We start from the raw sequence: 21534 nt of genomic DNA, 5'->3' as shown, positions 1-21534 counted from the left end.
CCACAGTATCGCCTCGCCCCGGGAGCGCTCGTCGAGCCCGTCGATGCGAGCGTTTCTCTCCCGGGCGATGGAATCTCCGGCGATCCCGGCTGAGACAGCGATCTCGGGTTGCAGTTCGGAGAAACAGGTGCATCCGGGGAGGGAGGCCCGTCCAGGGAGGAAGGCCCGTCCGCGGAGCAGCCGCATCCGGCGGCCCGGCCTCGTATGTCGCTGGGGCTAGAGCGGGCTAGAGGCCGGTACCGTGAGGCCATGGACCCGATTCGCAACCCCTACGCCCCCGGCGCCGGCCAGCGCCCGCCGGAGCTCGCCGGCCGCGACACCGAGCTCGACATGTTCCAGGTCGTGCTCGAGCGGATCGCCCGTGGCCGGCCCGAGCGCTCCCTCGTGCTCACCGGATTGCGCGGCGTCGGCAAGACGGTGCTCCTCAACAGCCTGCGCTCCTCGGCGGTGCGGTCCCGGTGGGGGACCGGCAAGATCGAGGCGCGCCCGGACTCCGAGCTGCGCCGGCCGCTGTCCGCCGCACTCCACCAGGCGGTGCGCGAGCTCGGGATCCGCGACGAGGACTCCCGCAACCACGTCCTCGGCATCCTCAAGGCCTTCGCCCAGCGCAGCGCCGGTGCCGACGCCAAGCTCCGCGACAAGTGGCAGCCGGGCATCGACGCCCCGGCTGTGACCGGACGCGCGGACTCCGGTGACATCGAGATCGACCTCGTCGAGCTGTTCACCGACATCGCCGGGCTCGCGCAGGACGGCGGCAAGGGGGTGGCGATCTTCATCGACGAGATGCAGGACGTGCAGCCGGCCGACGTGTCCGCGCTGTGCGCCGCCTGCCACGAGATCTCCCAGCTCGGACTGCCGTTCGTCGTCGTCGGCGCCGGGCTGCCGCACCTGCCGGCGGTGCTCTCGGCGTCGAAGTCGTACTCCGAGCGGCTGTTCCACTACCGGCGCATCGACCGGCTCGACCGGGAGCAGGCGGATCGTGCACTGCGCACCCCGGCGCTCGACGAGGGCGCGGATTTCACCGCCGAGGCGCTCGCCGCCCTCTACGAGGCGACCGACGGGTACCCCTACTTCGTGCAGGCCTACGGCAAGGCGGCCTGGGACGTCGCCCCGAAGTCCCCGATCACTGCCGAGGACATCACCGTCGCCGCACCCGCGGCGCAGAACGAGCTCGCCGTCGGCTTCTTCGGCTCCCGCTACGAGCGGGCCACCCCGGCCGAGCGGGAGTACATGAAGGGGCTCGCCGATCTCGAGGTCCGCGAGGGCGCCTCGCCGGATCCGACCGGGGTCGCGACGAAGGACCTCGCCGAGCACCTCGGCCGCAAGCCGCAGTCGCTGTCCCCGGCGCGCGACGGCCTCATCAAGAAGGGCCTCGTGTTCTCCGCCGAGCGCGGCCGCATCGCCTTCACCGTGCCCCACTTCGGGCGGTACCTGAGATCCCAGCCGGAGCTGTGAGGGGGAGCGGAGGGGGCGGCCGATGCTGCAGCGTACAGCGACTTGTTGTGCAACAGTCCAATATTTGTGCATACGATATCGCTGAACGACACGCTTATTTCATCCTGAGTCTCGAGTGAAGGTGATCACCGGTGGGAAAAGTCGAGCAGTTGGTGGCCGGGTTATTCCGTGAGCGAATGCCTGACTGGGAAGATGCGCGGAATCAAGTCAAGAACTGGCTCGCTCGGCAGTGCAACGAGGCGCTCGCCGGGTTGGATGACCGAACGCGGCTCAAGGTCTCGGAGTCGCGGATCAAGGACCAGGACCGGGCGTTGAGGAAGCTCATCCGGAAAGCCGAATCGGAGCAGCTGGAGATATCATCTGCAGGGCAGGTGGAGCAGAATCTGTTGGACCTCGTGGGGATCAAGCTGATCTGCCATTCGACGCGGGACCAAGAGCTGATTTGGGACCATCTCCACGGGTTGAGCGAGGATGCCGCGTTCCGCATCTGTGAATCCAAGGACTACGTCAGCAAGCCGAAGCGGTCGGGATATCGTGCGAAGCACATCATTGTCGAAGTCCCCGTCAAGGGGGTCTCTCCGGTGTATGTCGAGGTGCAGATCAAGACTCGGCTGCAGGACGCGTGGGGTGAGCTCACCCATGAGATGTCCTATAAGCCAGGGGAGGCGCTCAAGAAGACTCCCTTCCACGACAATGTCACGAACACCATGGCGAACCTGTTGGCTGAGGTCGATCGGCTGGCGGATTTCGTTGCTGATGACATCGAGCACACCGTCGATGTTGACGTGACCAAGGCTGACGTCGAGGAATCTGCCGACGACGCGACCATTGATGTGACAGTCACACGTACAGGCCCAAGATATGCGCTCGCGGACGACGGTGATGGGAATCGCGGGCTCATTCAAGCCATCAGGGTCAAGGAGTTGGTCGGTTCGAAGGAGCAGATCTCGGTCGCTGACTATGTGGAGATCGGCGATAATCTCCGGGTCAGGGTCGTTGAGTCTGAGGACCGGCGGATCTTTATACCCAATGCTCTTGCCCGCTGATCCTGGTTCGAGGCTTCCGCGGCCGATCGTGCTTTGGCCGTTCGATAGCGTCCGCTCAGATGATATCCACTTCCAGTCTGTGAACTCAGCGGGTGCGCCCGGCCGATGGAGCGCCCGGAGTGAAGTGCGAGTGCCGACAGGGGAGATCGGAAGTGCCGTCATCGGCTGATGACCTCCGGGGTCTGCAACCTTCCTGTTGTTTACTTTAAGGCTTAAACTCAACAAGTAGGGGTCGAACGTTCACTTTAGGAGCTACGTGGGAATCTGGGAGTCGGCCGAATGGGTCGCCGCTGAGACTTCGGGCATCTCGCGGCGCGACCGGAAGACCGGGAGCTTCCGCACCTACCTGCCCGACACGCTCGTGGGCATGCCGCTCGTCCTCGGTCGCGAGGTCGACGCACGTGTGGCCGAGGCCGAACAGGCCGTGCGCCGGCTCGACCGGCGCGCCGGAGCGGACCTGGCCGGAGTCTCGCGGTACCTGCTGCGCTCGGAGGCGATCGCTTCCTCGCGCATCGAGGGGATCGCGCCGAATCCGCGGAACGTCGCGCTCGCGGAGCTCGGTCTGTCCGAGGATGTCTCGGGGATCAGCGAGCAGGCGCAGCTCGTCGCGAACAATATGACGATCGTGAAGTCCGCGACCACGGCTCTCGTCGCCGCACCGACGGTGCAGATCGACGACGTGGTCAGCCTGCAGCGCGCGCTGCTCCCGGATGCACACCGGATGCACGGGGTGCGGACGCGCCAGAACTGGATCGGCGGGTCGGGCCGTCACCCGCTCGACGCCGACTTCGTGCCCCCTGCGCCGCAGCGCGTGCACGGACTGCTCGACGATTGGGTCACCTACCTCAACGGGGCGGCTCACTCCCCGGTCATCCAGGCGGCGCTCGTCCATGCGCAGTTCGAGACGATCCATCCCTTCGCCGACGGCAACGGTCGAGTGGGACGTGCTCTCATCCACACGGTGCTCGCCCGGCGCGGACTGACCTCCGGGGCAGTGCTGCCGGTCAGCCTCGTGCTGTCGACGCTCAGCGGAGAGTACGTCGCTGGGCTCACCGCCTACCGCCATGCCGGTGCACCCGGTTCCTCCGACGCCATCGACGCCGTGGAGCGGTGGATCACCACCTTCGCCGACGCGGTGATCGAAGCGAGCATCCAGGCTCTGAGCTTCGCCGAGGACCTCGACGAGCTGCGCGGACAGTGGAACGAGCGCCTGGACGGGCACCGCCGGCGTGAAGGCAGGACTCGCCGACTGCGCAGCGATTCGGCCGTGACGCTCGTGCTCCGGGACCTTCCGGGGTCGCCGGTGCTCACACCGGCGACCGTGCAGCGGATCCATGACGTGACCGCGGCAGCCGCGGTCAAGGCGCTCGACGAACTCGAGGCCGCTGGAATCCTCGAGACCCGAGCGATCGGCAAGCGCCGACGCGCATACATCGCCTCAGAAGTCCTCGATCTCGTGGCGGCCACCGAGCGGCGGTTGGCGAGCACTCGATTCGACACCCGGCTGGGCCCACCGGTGCGTCCGGTCCCGGTCAGACCGCCCACACCCTGAAGCACGCCCCGCCGGCAGCGGCCGTGCCCGGACATGACATCCGGTGACGCCGGATGACGGGAGACGACGGGACTCCGACCCCGCTCGCGCCTCGGCGGCGAGAATCCACACCATGACGACAACAGCACCGGCCGCCCAGACGGCCCACCCGACCACCGTCCCCACGACCTCCGCCGCCGAGCGCGCCGAGCGCCTGACCCGCGCCGGGCAGGAGTGGAGCGAGCGCATCGCCGCCGACCGCACGAGCGCCCACCTCACCAGCCGCGCGACCGCAGCCGGCGTCGGCACCGTCGCGACCACCGTGCGCGCCGGACGGCACGCGTTCATCGTCGACGAACCCGCGGCCCTCGCCGGGGACGACGCCGGGCCGAGCCCGGTCGACTACGTGCTCGGCGCGCTCGCCGGCTGCCAGGTCGTGGTCTACCGGCTCTACGCCCAGACTCTCGGCATCCCGTTCGACGAGATCGCCGTCACCGCCGAGGCCGATCTCGATGCCGCCCGCCTGCTCGGTGCCGACGACTCGGTGCGCCCGGGCTTCTCCGAGGTCCGCATCCAAATCACCCTCAGCGGTGAGGAGACCCAGGAGCGCTACGAGGTGCTGCGCGCCGCCGTCGACGCCAACTGCCCCGTCCTCGACATCATCGAGAACCCGGTGCCGGTGCGCACGACCGTCACCCGCGGCTGAAGGGCGCGGGTCCCGGACGGCCCGGCCCGGTACGCTGGCGGTGTCGTCGAAGGGAAGGCCCATCATGATCACCGACACCACCCGGACCCGCGTCGCCGAGGCGATCGACGGGCTCCAGCTGCGCACCGAGCTGATCACGGCCGGGGACCGCACCGGTCCGGCGTTCGCGCTCGCCCAGACCCTCGAGCTCACCGCCACCCCGGCCGAGGTGTGGGCCCACCTCACCGACCCCGGGCTCCTCGCGCAGTGGTCGCCGATCGTGCCGGACCGGCCGCTCGACTCCGTCGGTGCGGCAGAATCCCGCGAGAACCCCGGTGACGACCCCGTCGACGCGACGGTCATCACCGCAGACGCACCCCACCATCTCAGCCACCGCTGGGGTGGCGGCCTCGTCACCTGGACGATCGTCGAGCGCCCGGACGGGTGCACCCTCGGCCTCGGGCAGGACTTCGCCACCGACGCCGAGGCGGCGATGACCGCCGCCGGCTGGCACGTGTGCTTCGCCGTGCTGAGCCTCCGGCTGCGCGGCGTCGACGTCGAGCGGGTCGTCGGGGCGGACGCGATGGAGGTCGGCTGGGAGGGCCTCTCCGCGCAGTACTCCGCCGGGTCGCCTCGGTCGGACTGACTCGCCCCAGTAGACTGCACCTCATGGGTAAGAAGTCCAAGAAGTCCAAGGAAGAACTCATCGCCAAGCGGCTGGCCAAGGCGCAGGCCGGGGCGTTCGTGCAGCGGCCCTTCGAGGGCCTGCCGTTCGAGGCCGACCTCGTGTGCCTGCGCGAGCTCGTGCCCGCCGCGACCGCGACCGCGAAGCTCACCGAGGAGTACGGCGGTGACGAGATCATCTTCGCCTCCCTCCTCCCCGCCGCCTGGCAGGCGCTCCACCGTGCCGACGGCGTCGTCATGGCAGGCCTCCAGGTCCCGTTCTCCTCACCGGACCCCTCGCGCGACATCGCCGCGGCGATCCTCTCCGTCAAGGACGCCGAACCCGGCACCTACCAGCAGGCGGACTCCGACCCCGGCGAGGGTCCGCGCCTGCAGGACATCCTCGACACCTCCGTCCCGTTCTCCGTGAGCGTGCTCGAGACCTTCGACTACTGGCTGCCGGAGGACACCGCGCAGCAGGACGAGGACATCGCCGCCGCCCTCGAGCAGGCGAACGAGAACATCAGCCCCACGGAGAAGCTCGTCTCCGCCGAGGCCGCCTACTGGACCGAGATGGGCGGGCGGATCTACGTCCGCTGGGCCCGCACCGACGGCGAGGAGACCGTGATGAACGGCCTCGCCCGCCTCCACGCGCGCGGCGACAACACGTTCGGCGGGATCGGCAAGTACCTCGGCTGCTTCCGCGCTCACGGCATCGTGATCCCCGTGTGGGAGCTGCCCGACGGCACCCAGCCCGACGAGGTCGAGGGACCGCTCGGCACCTTCGACGCCCAGCTCACCGAGGCGATGAACGAGTCCGGGAACCTCGACTACGAGGAGCGGCGCGCCAAGGCCGGCGTCGTCTCCCGCCAGCTCACGATCCGCTGATGACGCCTGCGCACCCGGAAACCGCCGGACCCGCGCCCGAGGCGGCTCCCGTCGGAGCGCTGCCCGAGGCGCCCGTCGCGGTGGCCGCGATCATCCCCGCCAAGGACGAGGCGGAGCGCATCGCCGCGACCGTCGCCTCGGCGCAGGAGATCCCCGGGGTCGACCTCGTCATCGTCGTCGACGACGGATCGCGCGACGACACCGGGGCGCTCGCCACGGCGGCCGGCGCCCGGGTCGTCACCCACCGGAAGAACCGGGGCAAGGCGGCGGCGATGATGACCGGCGCGTTCGCCGTCCGCAACCGGGAGATCTCCGGGCTCGGACCCGGCGAGAGGCCGCGACACCGCGCGCTCCTCTTCATCGACGGCGACCTCGAGGACTCCGCGGTCAACACCGCCCCGCTCACCGCACCGGTGCTCGCGGGACGGGCCGACATGACGATCGCGATCCTGCCCCCGCAGAAGCGCACCGGCGGCGGGTTCGGGCTCGTCGTCGGGCTCGCCCGCAGGGGCATCAGCGAGCTCGCCGGGTTCACCGCCACCCAGCCGCTGTCCGGGATGCGCTGCCTCACCCGCGAGGCCTTCGACGCTGCCCTGCCGTTCGCGGCCGGCTGGGGCGTGGAGACCGGGATGACGATCGACGTCATCAACGCCGGGCTGCGCGTCGAGGAGGTCGAATGCGACCTCCACCACCGGGTCACCGGCAAGGACCTCAAGGCGCAGCTCCACCGCGCCGCCCAGTACCGCGACGTCGCCCGGGCGCTGCTGACCCGGCGGCTGCGGAGGCGGCGGGCCGGGAACGGAAACCCGTCATGACGGCGTTCGGGTACCTCGGCCCCGAGGCGACCTTCACCGAGGCCGCACTCATCCGGCTGCTCGACGAGCGCGGTATCACCGACGCCGCGCGGGTGCCCATGCACAACGCCGAGGCGGCGCTGTCCGGGGTGGCCCGCGGTGAGCTCGACGGGGCCGTCGTGCCGATCGAGAACTCGCTCGAGGGCGGGGTGCCGGCCACGCTCGACGCGCTGACCCGCAACGGGCGGCTGCAGATCGTCGCGGAGACCCTCGTGCAGGTGACCTTCGTCCTCGCGGTGCGCCCGGGCACGCAGCTGTCCGACATCCGCAGCTTCGCGACCCACCCGCACGGGGAGGCGCAGACGCGCACGTGGATCTCCGAACACCTCGGGAACGCGCACTTCCTGCCCGCCTCCTCCACCGCGGCCGCCGCGCGCGACCTCGCCGCCGGGGACGTTGAGTACCAGGCCGCGATCTGCCCGGCCCTCGCCGCCGAGCGCTACGGGCTGGAGGTCCTCGCCGCCGGGATCGGCGACCGCGCGGACGCGATCACGCGGTTCGTGCTCGTGCGCACCCCGGCCGACCTCCCCGCTCCTACGGGGGCGGACAAGACGACGATCGTCGCGGTGCTGTCGAGCGACCGGGCCGGCGCGCTCCTCGAGCTGCTCGAGCAGTTCGCCGCACGCGGGGTCAACATGTCGCGCATCGAGTCGCGTCCCACCGGGGACGGGCTCGGCCTCTACCAGTTCTCGATCGACCTCCAGGGGCACATCGCGGAGGCGCGGATGGCCGAGGCGCTCATGGGCGTGCACCGGGTGGCCCGGCGGATGCAGTTCCTCGGCTCGTACCCCGCGGCGGCCGGGGACACGGTGATCGTCGACCCGCGCACCACGGACACCTCCTTCGCCGAGGCGCGCGCCTGGCTCGACACGGTTCTCTCCACCTCCCGCCCCTGAACACTCAATTTTCGAAGGTTCCTGAGCGCGAAACCGCCGTTCTCTGCGATCTCATCGACGGTCTCATCCCTGCCGCCGACCGGCGCGTCTGTTGTCAGCGGGCCCGGTGTCGTCAATACTTGAAAGGCGTACCACTCAGTCAAGGCGCATTGTCCCCGCCGGGGGCGGCCCGATCCGCAGGCACGAAAGTCCGCGGTCCCGGGTCCGGGTCGCCGCATCACCAGTGTCAGGAGACAGTCATGGGATTCGGAGTCGGAGTCTTCCTCATCCTCGTCGGAGCGATCCTCGCGTTCGCCGTGCAGGACGCCTGGAGCGTCATGGATCTCACCATGGTCGGCTACATCTGCATCGGCGTGGGCATCCTCGCGCTCATCCTCGGGTTCGTCACGCTCGCCTCGCGCCGCCGTCGCAGCGAAGTGACCTACCGCGAGACCCCTGCGCCCGGGCCCCAGGCCGGTCCCGGCGGCAACGTCGAGCGCACCGAGCACTACCGCGACGGCCTCTGAGCCCCACGGACCCAGCCGCACCCGCCGGCCCGGCCGACCGCATCCCGGTGGCCGGGCCGGCGGCATCCGGGGGTCCGGTAGAGCTCGTGAGGACGCGCGCCCGCTGCGCCCCTCGTCCCTGTTCCACTGTTCTCCCCGCCCCCGCACAGAAGGACCGCCGCCCATGGCACAGGCCCGCATCCGCCCCGCCGCGCCCGCCGACGTCGAGGAGATCCAGCAGCTCGTCGTCGAGCTCGCGATCTACGAGAAGGAGCCCGCCGAGGCGGTCAAACTCACCGCCGAGACGCTGCACGAGCAGCTGTTCGGGGAGCGGCCGGCGATCTTCGCCCACGTCGCCGAGGCGCCGGCCGGCTCCGCTCACCGGATCGACGGCTTCGCCCTGTGGTTCCTCAACTACTCCACCTGGGAGGGCGTCCACGGGATCTACCTCGAGGACCTGTTCGTCCGCCCGGACGCCCGCGGCCGAGGCGCCGGCAAGGCGCTGCTCCAGCAGCTCGCCCGCACCGCAGTGGAGCGCGGATACGCGCGTGTGGAATGGTCGGTGCTCAAGTGGAACGCACCTTCGATCGCGTTCTACCGCAGTGTCGGGGCGTTCCCGCAGGACGAGTGGGACACCTTCCGGCTCACCGGGGATGCCCTGCAGGAGTTCGGCGGAGCCGGGCCGGAAGCGGCTCCCGGCCGGTCGGACGGCTGAACGACCCCGCCCGGCTCACGCCCGCCCGGGTCACGCCCGCCGCGGGGCGAGGTGCTGCACGCCGGTGAACCCGAGCTGCTGCTCGAGGCGGGTGAGATCATAGGTCCGCTCGTGGACGACCTGCCGGATCGTGTACCGGGTGATGGGCGGGCGGCCGCCCTTCTTCCGCGCGCGCCGTTCCGCGTACCAGGTCTTCGCCAGCGCGAGGTCGGCTGCCACCTCGTCGAGCTCGACCTGCTCCTCGCCGGTCCGGGCGAGGTAGGTGAGCAGCGCGTCCTTGAGCACGTAGGGTTTCGGGTCGCCGACGTTGATCGGGCCGGAGACGCCGGGCCGGTCGATGCCGGCGAGCACGGCCCCGGTGAGGGTGTCGATGTGGGTGAGGGTCATCTGCTTGCGGCCGCCGCCGGGGATCCGCAGCGTGCCGTTCTCGATCGTGGCGCGCAGTCGCGGGAACAGCGTGGTGTCACCGGGTCCGTAGACCACTGCGGGGCGGAGCACGAGGGCCTGCGGGCGCACCCGCTGGACCACCGCCTCGGCGAGGGCCTTCGACAGCGCCGGACCGGGCTCCGGGTAGCGGTCCTCCGCGACGGGGCCGGCCTCCTCGTAGAGGCGATGGTGCTCCCGCTGCGGGTCGTAGACGTCGGTCGAGGACAGGTGGATGATGCGCTGGTCCGGGAACGCGTCGAGCACGTGCCGGGTGCCGGTGACGTTGACCGCGTGGAGGTCGTCCGCGTCCGACCAGTCGTCGACGAGCCCGGCGCAGTGCACGACCGTCTCGAGGTACGGCAGGGCGCGCAGCGCCGAGGCGTCGGCGGGTTCCCGGATGTCCCAGGCGTGGTGGGCGAGACCGGGGATCTGCGGGTCGGTGCGGCCCAGGCTGACGACGCGCCGACCGTCCTCCAGCAGACGCTGGACGACGGCGCGCCCGATGAAACCCGAAGCTCCGGTGACGACGATCGACATGCACGTCCTTTCCTCCCCTCCAGGCTAGTGCGCCCGAAGGGCAGGAGAGGGCATTGGCCGGTGTGTCCTGCGGTGCGGTCACCCCGGGTCGGAGGTCGCGCGGGACCGTGTCTCGCGCCCCATGTATTTCCGTGTGTCCGCATCACCGTGCCGTGGCACTGTGGCACTGGGCCGGGGCACCGCGTCATCGTGCTGGGTCGCTGTGGAACTGCGCCGTGACATTGCACAGATGCGCGGAACGGCTCCCAGAAACCTTCGAAAATTGCCGGTTGGGAGGGGAGGGTCAGATGCGGTCGAGCGCCTGGGTGAGGTCGGCGAGGAGGTCCTCGACGTCCTCGATGCCCACCGACAGCCGCACGAGGTTCGCCGGCACCTCGAGGTCGGTGCCCTGGACCGAGGCGTGGGTCATGTCGTAGGGGTACTCGATGAGCGACTCGATCCCGCCCAGGGACTCCGCGAGCGTGAACACCTTGGTGCTGTCGACGAGGGTCCGGGCGGCCTCGCGCCCGCCGGCCACCTGGATCGACATCATGCCGCCGAACATCCCCTCACGCATCTGGCGAGCCGCGACCGCGTGGCCGGGGTGGGATTCGAGCCCGGGGTAGAGGACCGTCTCGACCTTCGGGTGGTCGGTGAGCGCCGCGGCGAGCGCGGCGGCGTTCTGGCTGTGCTGCTTGACCCGCACGGCGAGGGTCTTGATGCCGCGCATCGTCAGCCAGGCGTCGAACGGGCTGGAGACCGCGCCGGCGGCGTTCTGCATGTAGCCGATCGCCTCGGCGTGGGTGTCGTCGGCGAGGACGAGCGCACCGCCGACCACGTCGGAGTGGCCGCCGAGGTACTTCGTCACCGAGTGCACGACGATGTCCGCGCCCTGGCTGATCGGGTTCTGGAGGTACGGGGTGGCGAAGGTGTTGTCGACGACGAGGATCGCCCCGGCCTCGCGGGCCAGACGGGCGGTCTCGCGGATGTCGACGACGTTGAGCAGCGGATTGGTGGGCGTCTCCACCCACACGACCTTGGGCCGGTGGGCGGCGATCGCATCGGCCGCGGTGCTCGTGTCCGTGAGGTCGACGGCGAAGTGCTTGACGCCCCACTGCCCGAACACCGCGTTGATGAGGCGGAAGGTGCCGCCGTAGGCGTCGTTGCCGAGCAGGATCGTGTCACCGGGAGCGGTGAGCGCGCGCAGCAGGGCGTCCTCCGCGGCCAGCCCGCTGGCGAAGGAGAACGCGTGCGCCCCGCCCTCGATCGCGGCGAGCTGCGCCTGCAGGGCGTCGCGGGTGGGATTCGCGCTGCGCGAGTACTCGTACCCGCTGCGGAATCCGCCCACCCCGTCCTGCTTGTAGGTCGAGCTCATGTGGAGCGGCGGGATCACCGCGCCGGTCTGCGCATCCGGCTCCTGCCCGGCGTGGATGGCCTTGGTGGAGAAGGAGGGGGTGATGTTCTCGGTCACGAGTGGTCCTTTCGGGAGGCGGCCCAGCGGGCGAGGGCGGTGCGGTCGATGAGGGCGACGGGCCGGCCGGCGTCGTAGACGAGGGCCGCCGGGGCGGTGAGCAGACGGGCGCGCAGGACCTCGGCGGTCTGGCCGACGCCGACCTTCGGGAGGTCGATCATCGCGTGGGTCAGTGTGCCGACCGCGGTGTCGACGTCGGCGACGTCATCGGTGTCGAGGAGCAGGGACGTCAGTGCGCTGCGCTCGAATGCCCCGAACACGTTGAATTCGGTGGCCGCGCCGGCGTCCGCGACGAGGAGCACGTCCCCGCTGAGCGCGGTCACGGCCTCCGCGAGCCGGGTGTCGGGACCGACGCAGGGATAGTCGCCCGGGGTGATCCCGAGCCCGGTCACGACATCCGCGACCGAGGCGCCCTGCTGCCCGTGTCCGGCACCCGGCTGCCCGGATCCTGCGGGCTCCGAGTCCTCGACCTCGGCACCGGGGGCAGCGAGCACGTCCCCGCCCCGGCGGGCGGCAGTGGTGAAGCCGTGCTCGGCCATCCACTCGTCGTTGAAGATCTTGTCGATGTAGCCGCGCCCGGAGTCGGGCAGCACGACGACGACGACCGCGTCCTCGTCGAGTTCGCGGGCGGTCTCGAGAGCGGCGACGACCGCCATGCCGGACGAGCCGCCGACGAGCAGACCCTCCTCGACGGCGAGTCGGCGCGTCATCTCGAAGGCAGCGGCGTCGTCGACGGTGACGAAGCCGTCGGGGACGGAGGGGTCGTAGGTGTCGGGGATCATGTCCTCGCCGACGCCCTCGACGTAGTAGCTGTGGAGGTCGGCGGAGTGGTCGGCGTAGATCGATCCGGCGGGGTCGGCGGCGACGACCTTCACCCGCCCCTCGGAGGCCTCGTGGAGGTAGCGGCCGGTGCCGGTGATCGTGCCGCCGGTGCCCGGCCCCATGACGACGTGGGTGACGCGGCCGTCGGTGTCGTTCCAGATCTCCGGCCCGGTGGTCCGGTAGTGCGCCTCGGGCCCGGCCTGGTTGGAGAACTGGTCGGGCTTGAACGCGCCGGCCCGTTCGGAGGCGATGCGATCGGACACCCCGTAGTAGGACTCGGGGGAGTCGGGGGCGACGTTGGTCTTGGTGACGACGACCTCTGCGCCGTAGGCCGAGAGCACGTCCCGCTTGCCCTTGCCCACCTTGTCGGGGGTGACGAACACGGCGTCGTAGCCGCGGATCGCCGCAACCATCGCCAGGCCCACCCCGGTGTTGCCCGAGGTCGGCTCCACGATGGTGCCACCGGGGGCGAGCTTGCCGGAGCGCTCGGCGTCGGCGACGAGGCTGACGGCGATCCGGTCCTTGATCGAGCCACTGGGGTTCATGTACTCGAGCTTCGCCAGGACGGTCGCCCGGACCCCGGAGGCCACGGAGTTGAGCTTGACGAGGGGGGTGCTGCCGACGAGGTCGAGCACGGTGTCTGCGTACTTCACTGGGATCCTGACGCTGCTGATGGGGTGCGGGTGCGGTCGCGGCGGCGGTCCGCCGGCGGTTCCGGACGCGGTTCCCGACCGGCCCGGGCGGCGGGCGCGGGCAGGGCCTGCGACCGTTTCGATCCTAAGCCAGGCCGTCGAGCGAAGTCACACGTGCGAACTCACCCCTCACCGGCGCCGGTGCGGTGCACACGCGGCGCCGGTGCGGTGCGCGTGCGGGGCCCGGGCAGCCGCTCGGACCCGACGGGTCGGGCGGCTCACTGCCGGTGCTGCCACTGCGGTTCGCGCTTGGTGAGGAAGGCGTCGATCCCCTCCCGGGCATCGGGCATGACCGCGTTGTCGGCCATGACCGTGCTCATCCGCGCATAGGCCTCCGCGGTGGGGAGGTGGATCTGCTCGTAGAACGCCCGCTTGCCGATCGCCACGGTGGCCGAGGACGCCTGGGCGACCTGGGCGGCGAGCGCGGCGGCGGCCGATTCGAGCTCCGCGGCGTCCGCGACGTCGGAGACGAGGCCGCGGGCGAGCGCCTGCTCGGCGCTGAGCATGTCGCCGGTGAGGAGCATGCGCATGGCCGTCTTGCGGTCGACGGCGCGGCTGAGCGCGACCATCGGGGTCGAGCAGAACAGCCCGATCCGCACGCCCGGGGTGCCGAACCGCGCCTCACGCGAGGCGACGGCGAGATCGCAGGTGGCGACGAGCTGGCACCCGGCGGCGGTCGCGACGCCCTGTACCCGGGCGATCACCGGCTGCGGGATCTCCTGGATGAGGAGCATGAGCTCGGAGCAGGTGTCGAAGATCTCCTGCTGCCCGGCGTGGTCCGCCGCACTCACCTCCTTGAGGTCGTGGCCGGAGGAGAACACGTGGCCGGCGGCGGCGAGCACGATCGCGTGGACGTCGGGGCGCCCGCCGAGCTCGCGGAAGGTGGAGATGAGGGCGCGCATGAGCTCGAGGGAGAGCGCATTGCGGGTCGCCGGATGGTTGAGGGTGACGGTGGCTACGGTGTCCTCGACGGTGAGGAGTACGGTGTCTTCGCTCATGTCCCCAGTGTGCCCGATGGCGTGGACACGGGTCCCGCGCGACCGCGATCCGAACGCGGCGGCCGGTGTGGCGGAGCCGGGAACGGATGTCCCGGACCTGGCACATCCCGGGCCGGTCCGGGCGCCGGACGGCGACTACGATGACGAGTATTCGTCCAGGTCACGCCTGCCGCGCACGGCGGCGGGCCGCCCCCATCCCGGAGTCCCACGATGAGCACACCGCCCCCACCGCCCGGCCGGCCGCCCCACTGGAACGGCACCCCGTCGTACGACGGCGCCGCTCCGTACGACGACGGCGCGCGGTCCGCGGGCGGTCCGCACCCTGGCGCCCCGCACCACCCCCGCGCCCCGATCCTCCCCGGCCCGCCGGTCGGGCCGAGCACGATGCCGCGGCGCGGGAAGCCGGTCGGCCTCATCATCGGCCTGGCCCTGGGAGCCGGCGTCCTCGTCCTCGCGCTCGTCGCCGGGGTGATCTGGTTCGGCTTCGGCGCCACCATCGGGGACGAGCCCGTGGCTGGCCCGACCGCGGAGTCGTCCTCCGCCTCGGACCCGGCCGCGGCCTCCGCCCCGCCCACGGAGGCGCCCGTGCCGCCGCCGGATCCAGGCGAGGAGGAGGCGCCCGAGCGCCCGGACTACGGTCCCTCGCTCATCGACGTCGCCGCCGCCGACGAGCAGGATGCGCGCGACTGGGCGGACGCCAACTACGGCACCTTCGAGCCGCAGACCGTCTCCGGCTCCGGCCCCGACCACTTCGATGTCCCCGCCGACGTCACCGGCCCGGCCGTCGTGACCTACGAGATCATGAGCGAGGGCACCTTCCAGATGGTCGAGGCCGACGAGTCCGGTCGCCAGGGCTGGCTGCTCGGCGCCGACGGGACGGGCACCTCGGACACCTACATCGGCGGGGTGTCGGTCGACTGGTCGACGATCACCGTCACCGGCGACGCCGACTGGGAGATCCGGTTCGAGCCGATCGGCGACATGATGCTCGTGCCCGAATCCGGCTTCGGCTCCGGCCACTTCCTCCACGCCGGACCCGGAGGCGTGTTCGAGCTCGCGGTGAACTCCGACGAGCCCTACTTCGACGCCTGCATCGTCGAGGAGATCACCGGCGACCTCGGCGAAGGCACGGAGCTCGGCCGCACGCAGGACACCGAGGTGCCCTCGCAGCTCGACGAGATGCGCTCGGGTCCGAGCATCATCGGCATCACCTGCCAGGAGAACTGGGAGTTCATCGGCACCTGAACAGTGCGCCCGGACGGGCCGGCTGCGGTGGCCGTGCCGTTCGGCCCGGTGGCATCACGCGGCGAGCAGCACCCCGGTGAGCCCGGTGGCCGCGACGGCGAGGGTGGAGAGCGCGGCGAGTGCGAACGGGCGCGCCCCCACCCGCTTCACGATGGACAGCCGGACCCCGGTGCCGAGTGCGAACATCGCCGCTGCGAGCAGCGCCGTCTGCGCGATCGCCGCCGCATCGACGACGAGCAGCGGGACGATCCCGGTGGAGCGCAGCGCGACCATCGCGAGGAAGCCGAGGACGAACAGGGGCACGAGGGGCGGCAGCGACGGCGCGTCATCCGTGCCGGCGTCCGAGGTGCGCGTCGCCTCCGAGGTGCGCGCGGCGAGGATCACCCGGCGCTGCCGGACGGCGATGATCATCATCACCGGTGCGAGCAGGAGTACCCGGGCGAGCTTGACGAGCACAGCGGCGCTGAGCGCCGCAGCCCCCAGGCTCCCGCCGATCGCCACGACCTGCGCGACCTCGTGGACGGAGGCGCCGGCCCACAGCCCCGTCTGCGCCTCGGTGAGCCCGAGCGCGGCGGCGGCGAGCGGGAGTGCGGGGATCATCAGGGTGCCGAACACCACGACGAGCGCGACTGCGGTGACGACCTCCTCCTCGTCCTCGGTGCGGATCACCCCGTCGACCGCGGCGACGGCGGCGGCCCCGCAGATCGAGAACCCGGAGGCGATGAGCAGCGTCTGCGTCGACGACAGCCGGAGCAGCCGCCCGGCGAGCAGTGTCGCTGCGAACCCGACGGCCACCACCGCGACGACGGTGAGGACGACCCCGGTGCCCAGGCCCAGGATGTCGCCGAGGACGAGCTGCAGGCCGAGCAGCACGATGCCCGCGCGGAGCACGTGCTTGGCGGCGAAGTTCAGGCCGGGCTCGACGCGCGGCGGCAGGGTCGCGAGGTTGCGGACGAGCATGCCGAGGACGATCGCGACGAGCAGGGCGCTCACGGTGGGAAGGAGCGCACCGATGCCGACGGCCGCCGCGGCGCCGAGGGCGGCGAGCCCCGCACCCGGTGCGAGTTCCCGCAGTCGCGCGATGCGAGCGCTGCTGCGCGGGAGCGTCGTCGGGTCGGAGGGCATGCGTTCCAGCCTGCGCCCCGCGCCGGAGCGCCGGTAGACCCCGATCCCGCATCCGGACATATCATAGTGATATGACTGCCCGCTGGCCCGACCTCGCCGTCCTCGAGCTCCTCACCGCCGTGAGCGAACGCGGGGGACTGGGCGCCGGGGCGCGCGCCGTCGGGATGGCCCAGCCGAACGCGAGCCGCGCGATGCGGGCGCTCGAGAAGCAGCTCGGCGTCGACCTGCTCGTCCGCCACCCGTCCGGTTCACGGGTGAGCGAGGAGGGTGCGGTCGTCGTCGACTGGGCCCGGCGCGTGCTCGACGCCGCCCGTGAGTTCAGCTCCGTCGCCGAGGCGCTCGCCGCACAGCACACCGCTCACCTCGACGTGGCTGCGAGCATGACCGTCGCGGAGCACCTCGTGCCCGGATGGCTCGCCGAGCTCCGGCGCGAGATCCCCGATGCCGAGGTGCGCCTGCGGGTGCACAACTCCTCGCACGTGTTCGACCTCGTCGCCGCCGGCGACTGCGACCTCGGGTTCGTCGAGACCCCGCACCTGCACCCGACGCTGCGCACGCGCACCGTGGCGCGCGACCGGCTGGTCGTCGTCGTGGCGCCCGGGCACCCTTGGGCGGCCCGGCGACACGGGCTGGCGCCGGAGGAGCTCGCCGCGACGCCGCTCGTCGTGCGCGAGCCCGGCTCCGGCACCCGGGTCACCCTCGACGAGGCGCTCGCCCCCTACCGGCCGGTGCCGCCGGCGCTCGAATCCGGGAGCAACGCGGCAGTGCTCGCCAGTGTGTCCGCCGGAGCGGATCCGGCGGTGCTCAGCGAGCTCGTCATCGCCGGGCCCCTGCAGCGCGGCGACCTCATCGCGATCCCCGTGACCGGTCTCGACCTCACCCGGGAGATCCGCGCGGTGTGGCGCGGCCCGCAGCCGCCCCCGGCCGCCGCCGCGCTCATCGCGGTGGCCGCCGCGGCCGCGCCGCGCTGAGCCTTTGACCTGCGCGTGCGCGCCGGTGAAATCCGGAGGAGAGGCGGACCCGCACAGCGAGATCGGACTTGAGGGAAGCCACCTTGAGTGGAATAGACTCAACTCTGGTGCTGTTGACCTTTGAGAAGCCAGAATTCGAAAGGAACACCCATGGAATCCCAGTTCACCACGAAGTCACAGGAGGCCCTGTCGGCGGCGGTCAAGGACGCCGTCGAACGGGGCAACTCCCAGGTCGAGCCCGCCCACATCCTGTTCGCCCTGCTGTCCCAGCCGGACAGCATCGCCTCCGCCCTCCTCGAGCACCTCGGCGCCGATGCCCTGGCCGTGCAGAGCGAGGCGAAGACGCTGCTCGCCACGCTCCCGAGCATCTCCGGCACCAACCAGGCGCAGCCGAGCCTGTCCCGTGCCGGCCTCCAGCTCGTCAACAACGCGGAGAAGGAGATGTCCGCGCTCGGCGACCAGTACGTCTCCACCGAGCACCTCCTCATCGCCGCTGCCGCGGACACCGGGGAGGCCGGCAGGCTGCTCGTCCGCAACGGCGTCTCCCGCGACGGACTGCTCGCCGCCCTGCCCGAGGTGCGCGGCGGGCGCAAGGTCACGAGCGAGAACCCGGAGGACACCTTCCAGGCGCTCGAGAAGTACGGCGTCGACCTCACCGCGGCTGCCCGTGAGGGCAAGCTCGACCCGGTGATCGGCCGCGACTCGGAGATCCGCCGGGTGGTCCAGGTGCTGTCGCGCCGGACCAAGAACAACCCGGTGCTCATCGGCGAGCCCGGCGTCGGCAAGACCGCCGTCGTCGAGGGCCTCGCCCAGCGCATCGTCGCCGGCGACGTGCCCGAATCGCTCCGCAACAAGACGCTCATCAGCCTCGACATGGCGGGCATGGTCGCCGGTGCGAAGTACCGCGGCGAGTTCGAGGAGCGCCTCAAGGCCGTGCTCGAGGAGATCAAGGGCTCCGACGGCCAGGTCGTGACGTTCATCGACGAGATCCACACCGTCGTCGGCGCCGGTGCTACCGGCGATTCCGCGATGGATGCGGGCAACATGCTCAAGCCGATGCTCGCCCGCGGTGAGCTGCGGCTCGTCGGCGCGACCACGCTCGACGAGTACCGCGAGAACATCGAGAAGGACCCCGCGCTCGAGCGGCGGTTCCAGCAGGTGTTCGTCGGCGAGCCGAGCGTCGAGGACTCGATCGCGATCCTCCGCGGCCTCAAGGAGCGCTACGAGGCGCACCACAAGGTGACGATCGCGGATTCCGCGCTCGTCGCCGCCGCTGCGCTGTCCAACCGGTACATCGCCGGCCGGCAGCTGCCGGACAAGGCGATCGACCTCGTCGACGAGGCGGCCTCCCGCCTGCGGATGGAGATCGACTCCGCGCCGATCGAGATCGATGAGCTCACCCGCGCCGTCGACCGGCTCAAGATGGAGGAGATGGCGCTCTCGCACGAGAGCGACGCGGCCTCCGTCGAACGGCTCGCGGTGCTCCGCGAGGACCTCGCGAACAAGCAGGAGGAGCTCGCCGGGCTCAATGCCACCTGGGAGACCCAGCGTGCCGGGCTCAACCGGGTGGGCGAGCTCAAGCAGAAGCTCGACGACCTCCGCTCGCAGGCGGAGATCGCCCGCCGCGACACCGACCTGGAGACCGCCTCGCGCCTGCTCTACGGCGAGATCCCGGCTGTCGAGAAGGAGATCGCCGCCGCCGAGGCGGAGGAGAAGGAGTCCGGGACCGGCACCGCCCGCCCGATGGTCGGCGACCAGGTCACCGCCGACGACATCGCCGAGGTGGTCGCCGCCTGGACCGGCATCCCCGCCGGCCGGCTCCTCGAGGGCGAGCGCGACAAGCTGCTCCGCGCCGAGGAGATCATCGGACAGCGACTCATCGGCCAGCAGGCGGCCGTCGCCTCGGTGTCGGATGCGATCCGGCGCTCGCGGGCCGGCGTGTCCGACCCGGACCGGCCGACCGGCAGCTTCCTGTTCCTCGGGCCCACCGGCGTGGGCAAGACCGAGCTCGCGAAGTCGCTCGCGGACTTCCTGTTCGACGACGAGCGCGCGCTCGTGCGCATCGACATGAGCGAGTACGGGGAGAAGCACTCGGTGTCGCGCCTCGTCGGCGCGCCTCCCGGATACGTCGGCTACGAGACCGGCGGCCAGCTCACCGAGGCGATCCGGCGCCGGCCCTATTCGGTGGTGCTGCTCGACGAGGTGGAGAAGGCGCACCCGGACGTGTTCGACATCCTGCTCCAGGTGCTCGATGACGGCCGGCTGACCGATGGGCAGGGGCGGACGGTGGACTTCCGGAACACCATCCTCATCCTCACCTCGAACCTCGGCTCGCAGTTCCTCATCGATCAGTCGCTCGACCAGCAGGCCCGCGAGGCCGCGGTGATGAACGTGGTGCACCAGGCGTTCAAGCCCGAGTTCCTCAACCGGCTCGACGACATCGTGATGTTCGAGCCGCTGTCCATGGAGGATCTCAGCCGGATCGTCGATCTGCAGATCGCGGCGATGCAGGAGCGCCTGGCGGAGCGCCGGCTCACGCTCGAGATCACCCCGGCCGCCTCCGAATGGCTGGCGATCGAGGGCTACGATCCCGCCTACGGCGCCCGGCCGCTGCGCCGCCTCGTGCAGCGCGAGATCGGGGACCGGCTGGCCAAGGAGATCCTCGGCGGCGTCATCCACGACGGCGACACCGTGCGGGTGGACCGTCCGGAGGACACCGCGGCCGATGCCTCCGGTGGGCTGGTCATCGCCCCGGTGTGACCGGTCGCCCCGGTGCCCCGCGCGGCGGCGTCCCCGTCGGGACGCCCGCGTCGCGCCGCCGGAGTGCACGGATCGGACGACCGTGAGATCAAGCGTCCCCGCTGTGACATCACAGCGGGGACGCTTCATGCGTGCGAGAACTCCTGCTCCGGGGCGCAGCGCGTGCAGGTGCGTGCGCCTCGGGCAGGTGCACGCGACGTGCCTCAGGAGCTGGGAAGCAGGTTCTCGGTGAAGTCGCCCTTGTCCGCCCGGTGGACGAGGCAGTGGATGTGGCGGTCGTTCTGGCCCCAGGTCTCCGCGGTCGGGATGACGTAGCTCGCGGCGAAGTCGGAGCTGAGCTTCGCCGGATCGAGTGCTCCGGCAGTGCCGGATTCGCAGAAAGCCTGCGCGTCCGCCGTCAGCGTGCTCGTGCCCGGGTACGTGTCGCCATCGATCTCTTGCTGGGCGTACACCTGCGCGAAGTGCGGCTGATCGCATTCGACGGTCTGCAGGGCGGTGGTGACGTCCGGATTGGCGATGCAGTCGCCCACGGCGAGGTCGGGTTCGCCCGCGGCATCCTGGGTCGGCTCCTGCGTGGGTTCCCCGGTGGGATCCTGCGTGGGCTCGGCGACGGCCGACTCGGAGGGCTCGGGCTCGCCTTTGTTGAGGATTGTGCTCCCGGCCCACAGGCCGCCGCCGACGATGAGCGCGAGCACGAGGAACGCGCCGACGCCCAGGCCGATGAAGAGCCCGGTGCGCTTCTTCTTGGGCGGGGGGCCGCCGGGCCCGCCCGGATATCCCGGTGCGCCCGGGTGGCCCGGTCCGCTCGGCGAACCGGGGTAGCCCGAGGCCGGGGACGCTCCCGGGTAGCCGGATGCCGGAGATGCCCCCGGGTAGCCGCCGGGGCCTCCTGGACCTCCGGTGCTCCCGGGTCCGCCGCTCTGCGGGGCGCCCGGATAGCCGGGCTGCGCGTTGCCGGGGTGTGCAGTGCCGGGGTGCTGGGGCCCGGGTGCGCCGGGACGGCCGGGACCACTTGCACCCGGATGTCCCGGTGCTCCGGAGGGGCCGGGTCCACCGGGACCGCTCGGGCGCTGCGGGCCGCCGGGGTATCCGTCGGCGCCCGGATTGGGCTGCTGCTGACCGCCCGGCTGTCCGGCGAACGGGCCGCCCGGTTGACCGCTGCCCGTGCCGGGAGGAGCCCCATGTCCCTGGCCCGTCTGCGGCCGGGGGGTGACCTGCGGGGGATTCGGGCGCCGATAGGGATCGTTGGGATAGCTCATGGCGTCCACACTAGGTCACGGTTCCCGCCGC

Annotated in this window: 19 protein-coding genes; 13 read left to right on the top strand and 6 right to left on the bottom strand. The window is 71.3% G+C overall.

The features are described 5' to 3' along the window. Nucleotides 1-249 precede the first annotated feature (249 nt). From AB0I45_RS12600 to AB0I45_RS12555, 10 genes are all read left to right on the top strand, one after another. Nucleotides 250-1455: an ATP-binding protein gene (locus tag AB0I45_RS12600; protein ID WP_137318711.1), complete on the top strand. Its 1206-nt coding sequence runs from the start codon at nucleotides 250-252 to the stop codon at nucleotides 1453-1455. Nucleotides 1456-1586: 131 nt separating this feature from the next. Further along, complete coding sequence (locus AB0I45_RS12595) at nucleotides 1587-2501, top strand: (p)ppGpp synthetase (RefSeq protein WP_295689948.1); 915 nt, start codon at nucleotides 1587-1589, stop codon at nucleotides 2499-2501. Between the two features lie 256 nt (nucleotides 2502-2757). Further along, nucleotides 2758-4053 carry a Fic family protein gene (locus AB0I45_RS12590; protein ID WP_254668919.1) on the top strand — a complete coding sequence of 432 codons (1296 nt, stop codon included), beginning with the start codon at nucleotides 2758-2760 and terminating at the stop codon, nucleotides 4051-4053. A gap of 112 nt (nucleotides 4054-4165) precedes the next feature. Next, nucleotides 4166-4738 (top strand): OsmC family protein, encoded by a 573-nt coding sequence (locus AB0I45_RS12585; protein ID WP_137318712.1) that lies wholly within the window; start codon nucleotides 4166-4168, stop codon nucleotides 4736-4738. Nucleotides 4739-4802: 64 nt separating this feature from the next. Next, on the top strand, nucleotides 4803-5363 hold the full coding sequence (locus AB0I45_RS12580; protein ID WP_345029346.1) for an SRPBCC family protein: 561 nt from the start codon (nucleotides 4803-4805) through the stop codon (nucleotides 5361-5363). A gap of 23 nt (nucleotides 5364-5386) precedes the next feature. Continuing rightward, nucleotides 5387-6268 carry a DUF5926 family protein gene (locus AB0I45_RS12575; protein WP_247618951.1) on the top strand — a complete coding sequence of 294 codons (882 nt, stop codon included), beginning with the start codon at nucleotides 5387-5389 and terminating at the stop codon, nucleotides 6266-6268. Further along, nucleotides 6268-7083, top strand: coding sequence for a glycosyltransferase (locus AB0I45_RS12570; protein ID WP_247618950.1), 816 nt, complete (start codon nucleotides 6268-6270; stop codon nucleotides 7081-7083). The genes AB0I45_RS12575 and AB0I45_RS12570 overlap by 1 nt, the downstream gene beginning before the upstream one ends. Next, on the top strand, nucleotides 7080-8018 hold the full coding sequence (gene pheA, locus AB0I45_RS12565) for a prephenate dehydratase (protein ID WP_360318600.1): 939 nt from the start codon (nucleotides 7080-7082) through the stop codon (nucleotides 8016-8018). The genes AB0I45_RS12570 and pheA overlap by 4 nt, the downstream gene beginning before the upstream one ends. Nucleotides 8019-8257: 239 nt before the next feature. Further along, complete coding sequence (locus tag AB0I45_RS12560) at nucleotides 8258-8524, top strand: DUF6458 family protein (protein WP_345029351.1); 267 nt, start codon at nucleotides 8258-8260, stop codon at nucleotides 8522-8524. 163 nt (nucleotides 8525-8687) lie between these two features. Next, entirely contained in the window at nucleotides 8688-9218 is a 531-nt protein-coding gene (locus AB0I45_RS12555; protein WP_247618947.1) for a GNAT family N-acetyltransferase, read from the top strand. Nucleotides 9219-9248: 30 nt separating this feature from the next. Here the strand turns inward: AB0I45_RS12555 and AB0I45_RS12550 are convergent, their stop codons facing one another. The 4 genes from AB0I45_RS12550 to AB0I45_RS12535 all read right to left on the bottom strand — a co-directional run bounded on the left by AB0I45_RS12550 (nucleotide 9249) and on the right by AB0I45_RS12535 (nucleotide 14143). Next, nucleotides 9249-10181: an NAD(P)-dependent oxidoreductase gene (locus tag AB0I45_RS12550; RefSeq protein ID WP_345029354.1), complete on the bottom strand. Its 933-nt coding sequence runs from the start codon at nucleotides 10179-10181 to the stop codon at nucleotides 9249-9251. A 283-nt stretch (nucleotides 10182-10464) separates the two neighbouring features. Continuing rightward, a complete protein-coding gene (locus AB0I45_RS12545; RefSeq protein WP_360318595.1) occupies nucleotides 10465-11631 on the bottom strand; it encodes a cystathionine gamma-synthase in 1167 nt (388 codons plus the stop codon). Further along, nucleotides 11628-13106, bottom strand: a complete 1479-nt coding sequence (locus AB0I45_RS12540) for a pyridoxal-phosphate dependent enzyme (protein ID WP_360318592.1) — start codon at nucleotides 13104-13106, stop codon at nucleotides 11628-11630. The genes AB0I45_RS12545 and AB0I45_RS12540 overlap by 4 nt, the downstream gene beginning before the upstream one ends. A 257-nt stretch (nucleotides 13107-13363) precedes the next feature. Beyond that, the gene (locus tag AB0I45_RS12535) at nucleotides 13364-14143 is read right to left on the bottom strand and encodes an enoyl-CoA hydratase (protein ID WP_295689965.1); all 780 of its coding nucleotides are present in this window, start codon (nucleotides 14141-14143) and stop codon (nucleotides 13364-13366) included. 210 nt (nucleotides 14144-14353) lie between these two features. On the opposite strand from AB0I45_RS12535, the gene AB0I45_RS12530 reads away from it, so the two are divergent. Beyond that, the gene (locus tag AB0I45_RS12530; RefSeq protein ID WP_345029360.1) at nucleotides 14354-15388 is read left to right on the top strand and encodes a hypothetical protein; all 1035 of its coding nucleotides are present in this window, start codon (nucleotides 14354-14356) and stop codon (nucleotides 15386-15388) included. 54 nt (nucleotides 15389-15442) lie between these two features. Here the strand turns inward: AB0I45_RS12530 and AB0I45_RS12525 are convergent, their stop codons facing one another. Beyond that, on the bottom strand, nucleotides 15443-16513 hold the full coding sequence (locus AB0I45_RS12525; RefSeq protein WP_137318724.1) for a putative sulfate exporter family transporter: 1071 nt from the start codon (nucleotides 16511-16513) through the stop codon (nucleotides 15443-15445). 71 nt (nucleotides 16514-16584) lie between these two features. On the opposite strand from AB0I45_RS12525, the gene AB0I45_RS12520 reads away from it, so the two are divergent. Continuing rightward, on the top strand, nucleotides 16585-17484 hold the full coding sequence (locus tag AB0I45_RS12520; protein WP_137318725.1) for a LysR family transcriptional regulator: 900 nt from the start codon (nucleotides 16585-16587) through the stop codon (nucleotides 17482-17484). Nucleotides 17485-17634: 150 nt separating this feature from the next. Further along, nucleotides 17635-20244, top strand: a complete 2610-nt coding sequence (gene clpB / locus AB0I45_RS12515; protein ID WP_137318726.1) for an ATP-dependent chaperone ClpB — start codon at nucleotides 17635-17637, stop codon at nucleotides 20242-20244. 203 nt (nucleotides 20245-20447) lie between these two features. Here clpB and AB0I45_RS12510 read toward each other — a convergent pair whose 3' ends face one another. Further along, a complete protein-coding gene (locus AB0I45_RS12510) occupies nucleotides 20448-21503 on the bottom strand; it encodes a septum formation family protein (protein ID WP_360318586.1) in 1056 nt (351 codons plus the stop codon). Between the last annotated feature and the right edge of the window lie 31 nt (nucleotides 21504-21534).

This window comes from Brevibacterium sp. NPDC049920 (assembly GCF_040656435.1).
Lineage (GTDB): Bacteria > Actinomycetota > Actinomycetes > Actinomycetales > Brevibacteriaceae > Brevibacterium > Brevibacterium pityocampae.
This window is presented reverse-complemented; position numbering and strand designations above follow the sequence as displayed.

Bases quoted from the DNA above. Each gene is read 5' to 3' on its own strand.
- AB0I45_RS12510 (WP_360318586.1), bottom strand. From the start codon at position 21,503: ATGAGCTATCCCAACGATCCCTATCGGCGCCCGAATCCCCCGCAGGTC.
- AB0I45_RS12520 (WP_137318725.1), top strand. From the start codon at position 16,585: ATGACTGCCCGCTGGCCCGACCTCGCCGTCCTCGAGCTCCTCACCGCC.
- AB0I45_RS12525 (WP_137318724.1), bottom strand. From the start codon at position 16,513: ATGCCCTCCGACCCGACGACGCTCCCGCGCAGCAGCGCTCGCATCGCG.
- AB0I45_RS12530 (WP_345029360.1), top strand. From the start codon at position 14,354: ATGAGCACACCGCCCCCACCGCCCGGCCGGCCGCCCCACTGGAACGGC.
- AB0I45_RS12600 (WP_137318711.1), top strand. From the start codon at position 250: ATGGACCCGATTCGCAACCCCTACGCCCCCGGCGCCGGCCAGCGCCCG.
- AB0I45_RS12550 (WP_345029354.1), bottom strand. From the start codon at position 10,181: ATGTCGATCGTCGTCACCGGAGCTTCGGGTTTCATCGGGCGCGCCGTC.
- AB0I45_RS12535 (WP_295689965.1), bottom strand. From the start codon at position 14,143: ATGAGCGAAGACACCGTACTCCTCACCGTCGAGGACACCGTAGCCACC.
- AB0I45_RS12585 (WP_137318712.1), top strand. From the start codon at position 4,166: ATGACGACAACAGCACCGGCCGCCCAGACGGCCCACCCGACCACCGTC.
- clpB (WP_137318726.1), top strand. From the start codon at position 17,635: ATGGAATCCCAGTTCACCACGAAGTCACAGGAGGCCCTGTCGGCGGCG.
- AB0I45_RS12575 (WP_247618951.1), top strand. From the start codon at position 5,387: ATGGGTAAGAAGTCCAAGAAGTCCAAGGAAGAACTCATCGCCAAGCGG.
- pheA (WP_360318600.1), top strand. From the start codon at position 7,080: ATGACGGCGTTCGGGTACCTCGGCCCCGAGGCGACCTTCACCGAGGCC.
- AB0I45_RS12560 (WP_345029351.1), top strand. From the start codon at position 8,258: ATGGGATTCGGAGTCGGAGTCTTCCTCATCCTCGTCGGAGCGATCCTC.
- AB0I45_RS12580 (WP_345029346.1), top strand. From the start codon at position 4,803: ATGATCACCGACACCACCCGGACCCGCGTCGCCGAGGCGATCGACGGG.
- AB0I45_RS12555 (WP_247618947.1), top strand. From the start codon at position 8,688: ATGGCACAGGCCCGCATCCGCCCCGCCGCGCCCGCCGACGTCGAGGAG.
- AB0I45_RS12570 (WP_247618950.1), top strand. From the start codon at position 6,268: ATGACGCCTGCGCACCCGGAAACCGCCGGACCCGCGCCCGAGGCGGCT.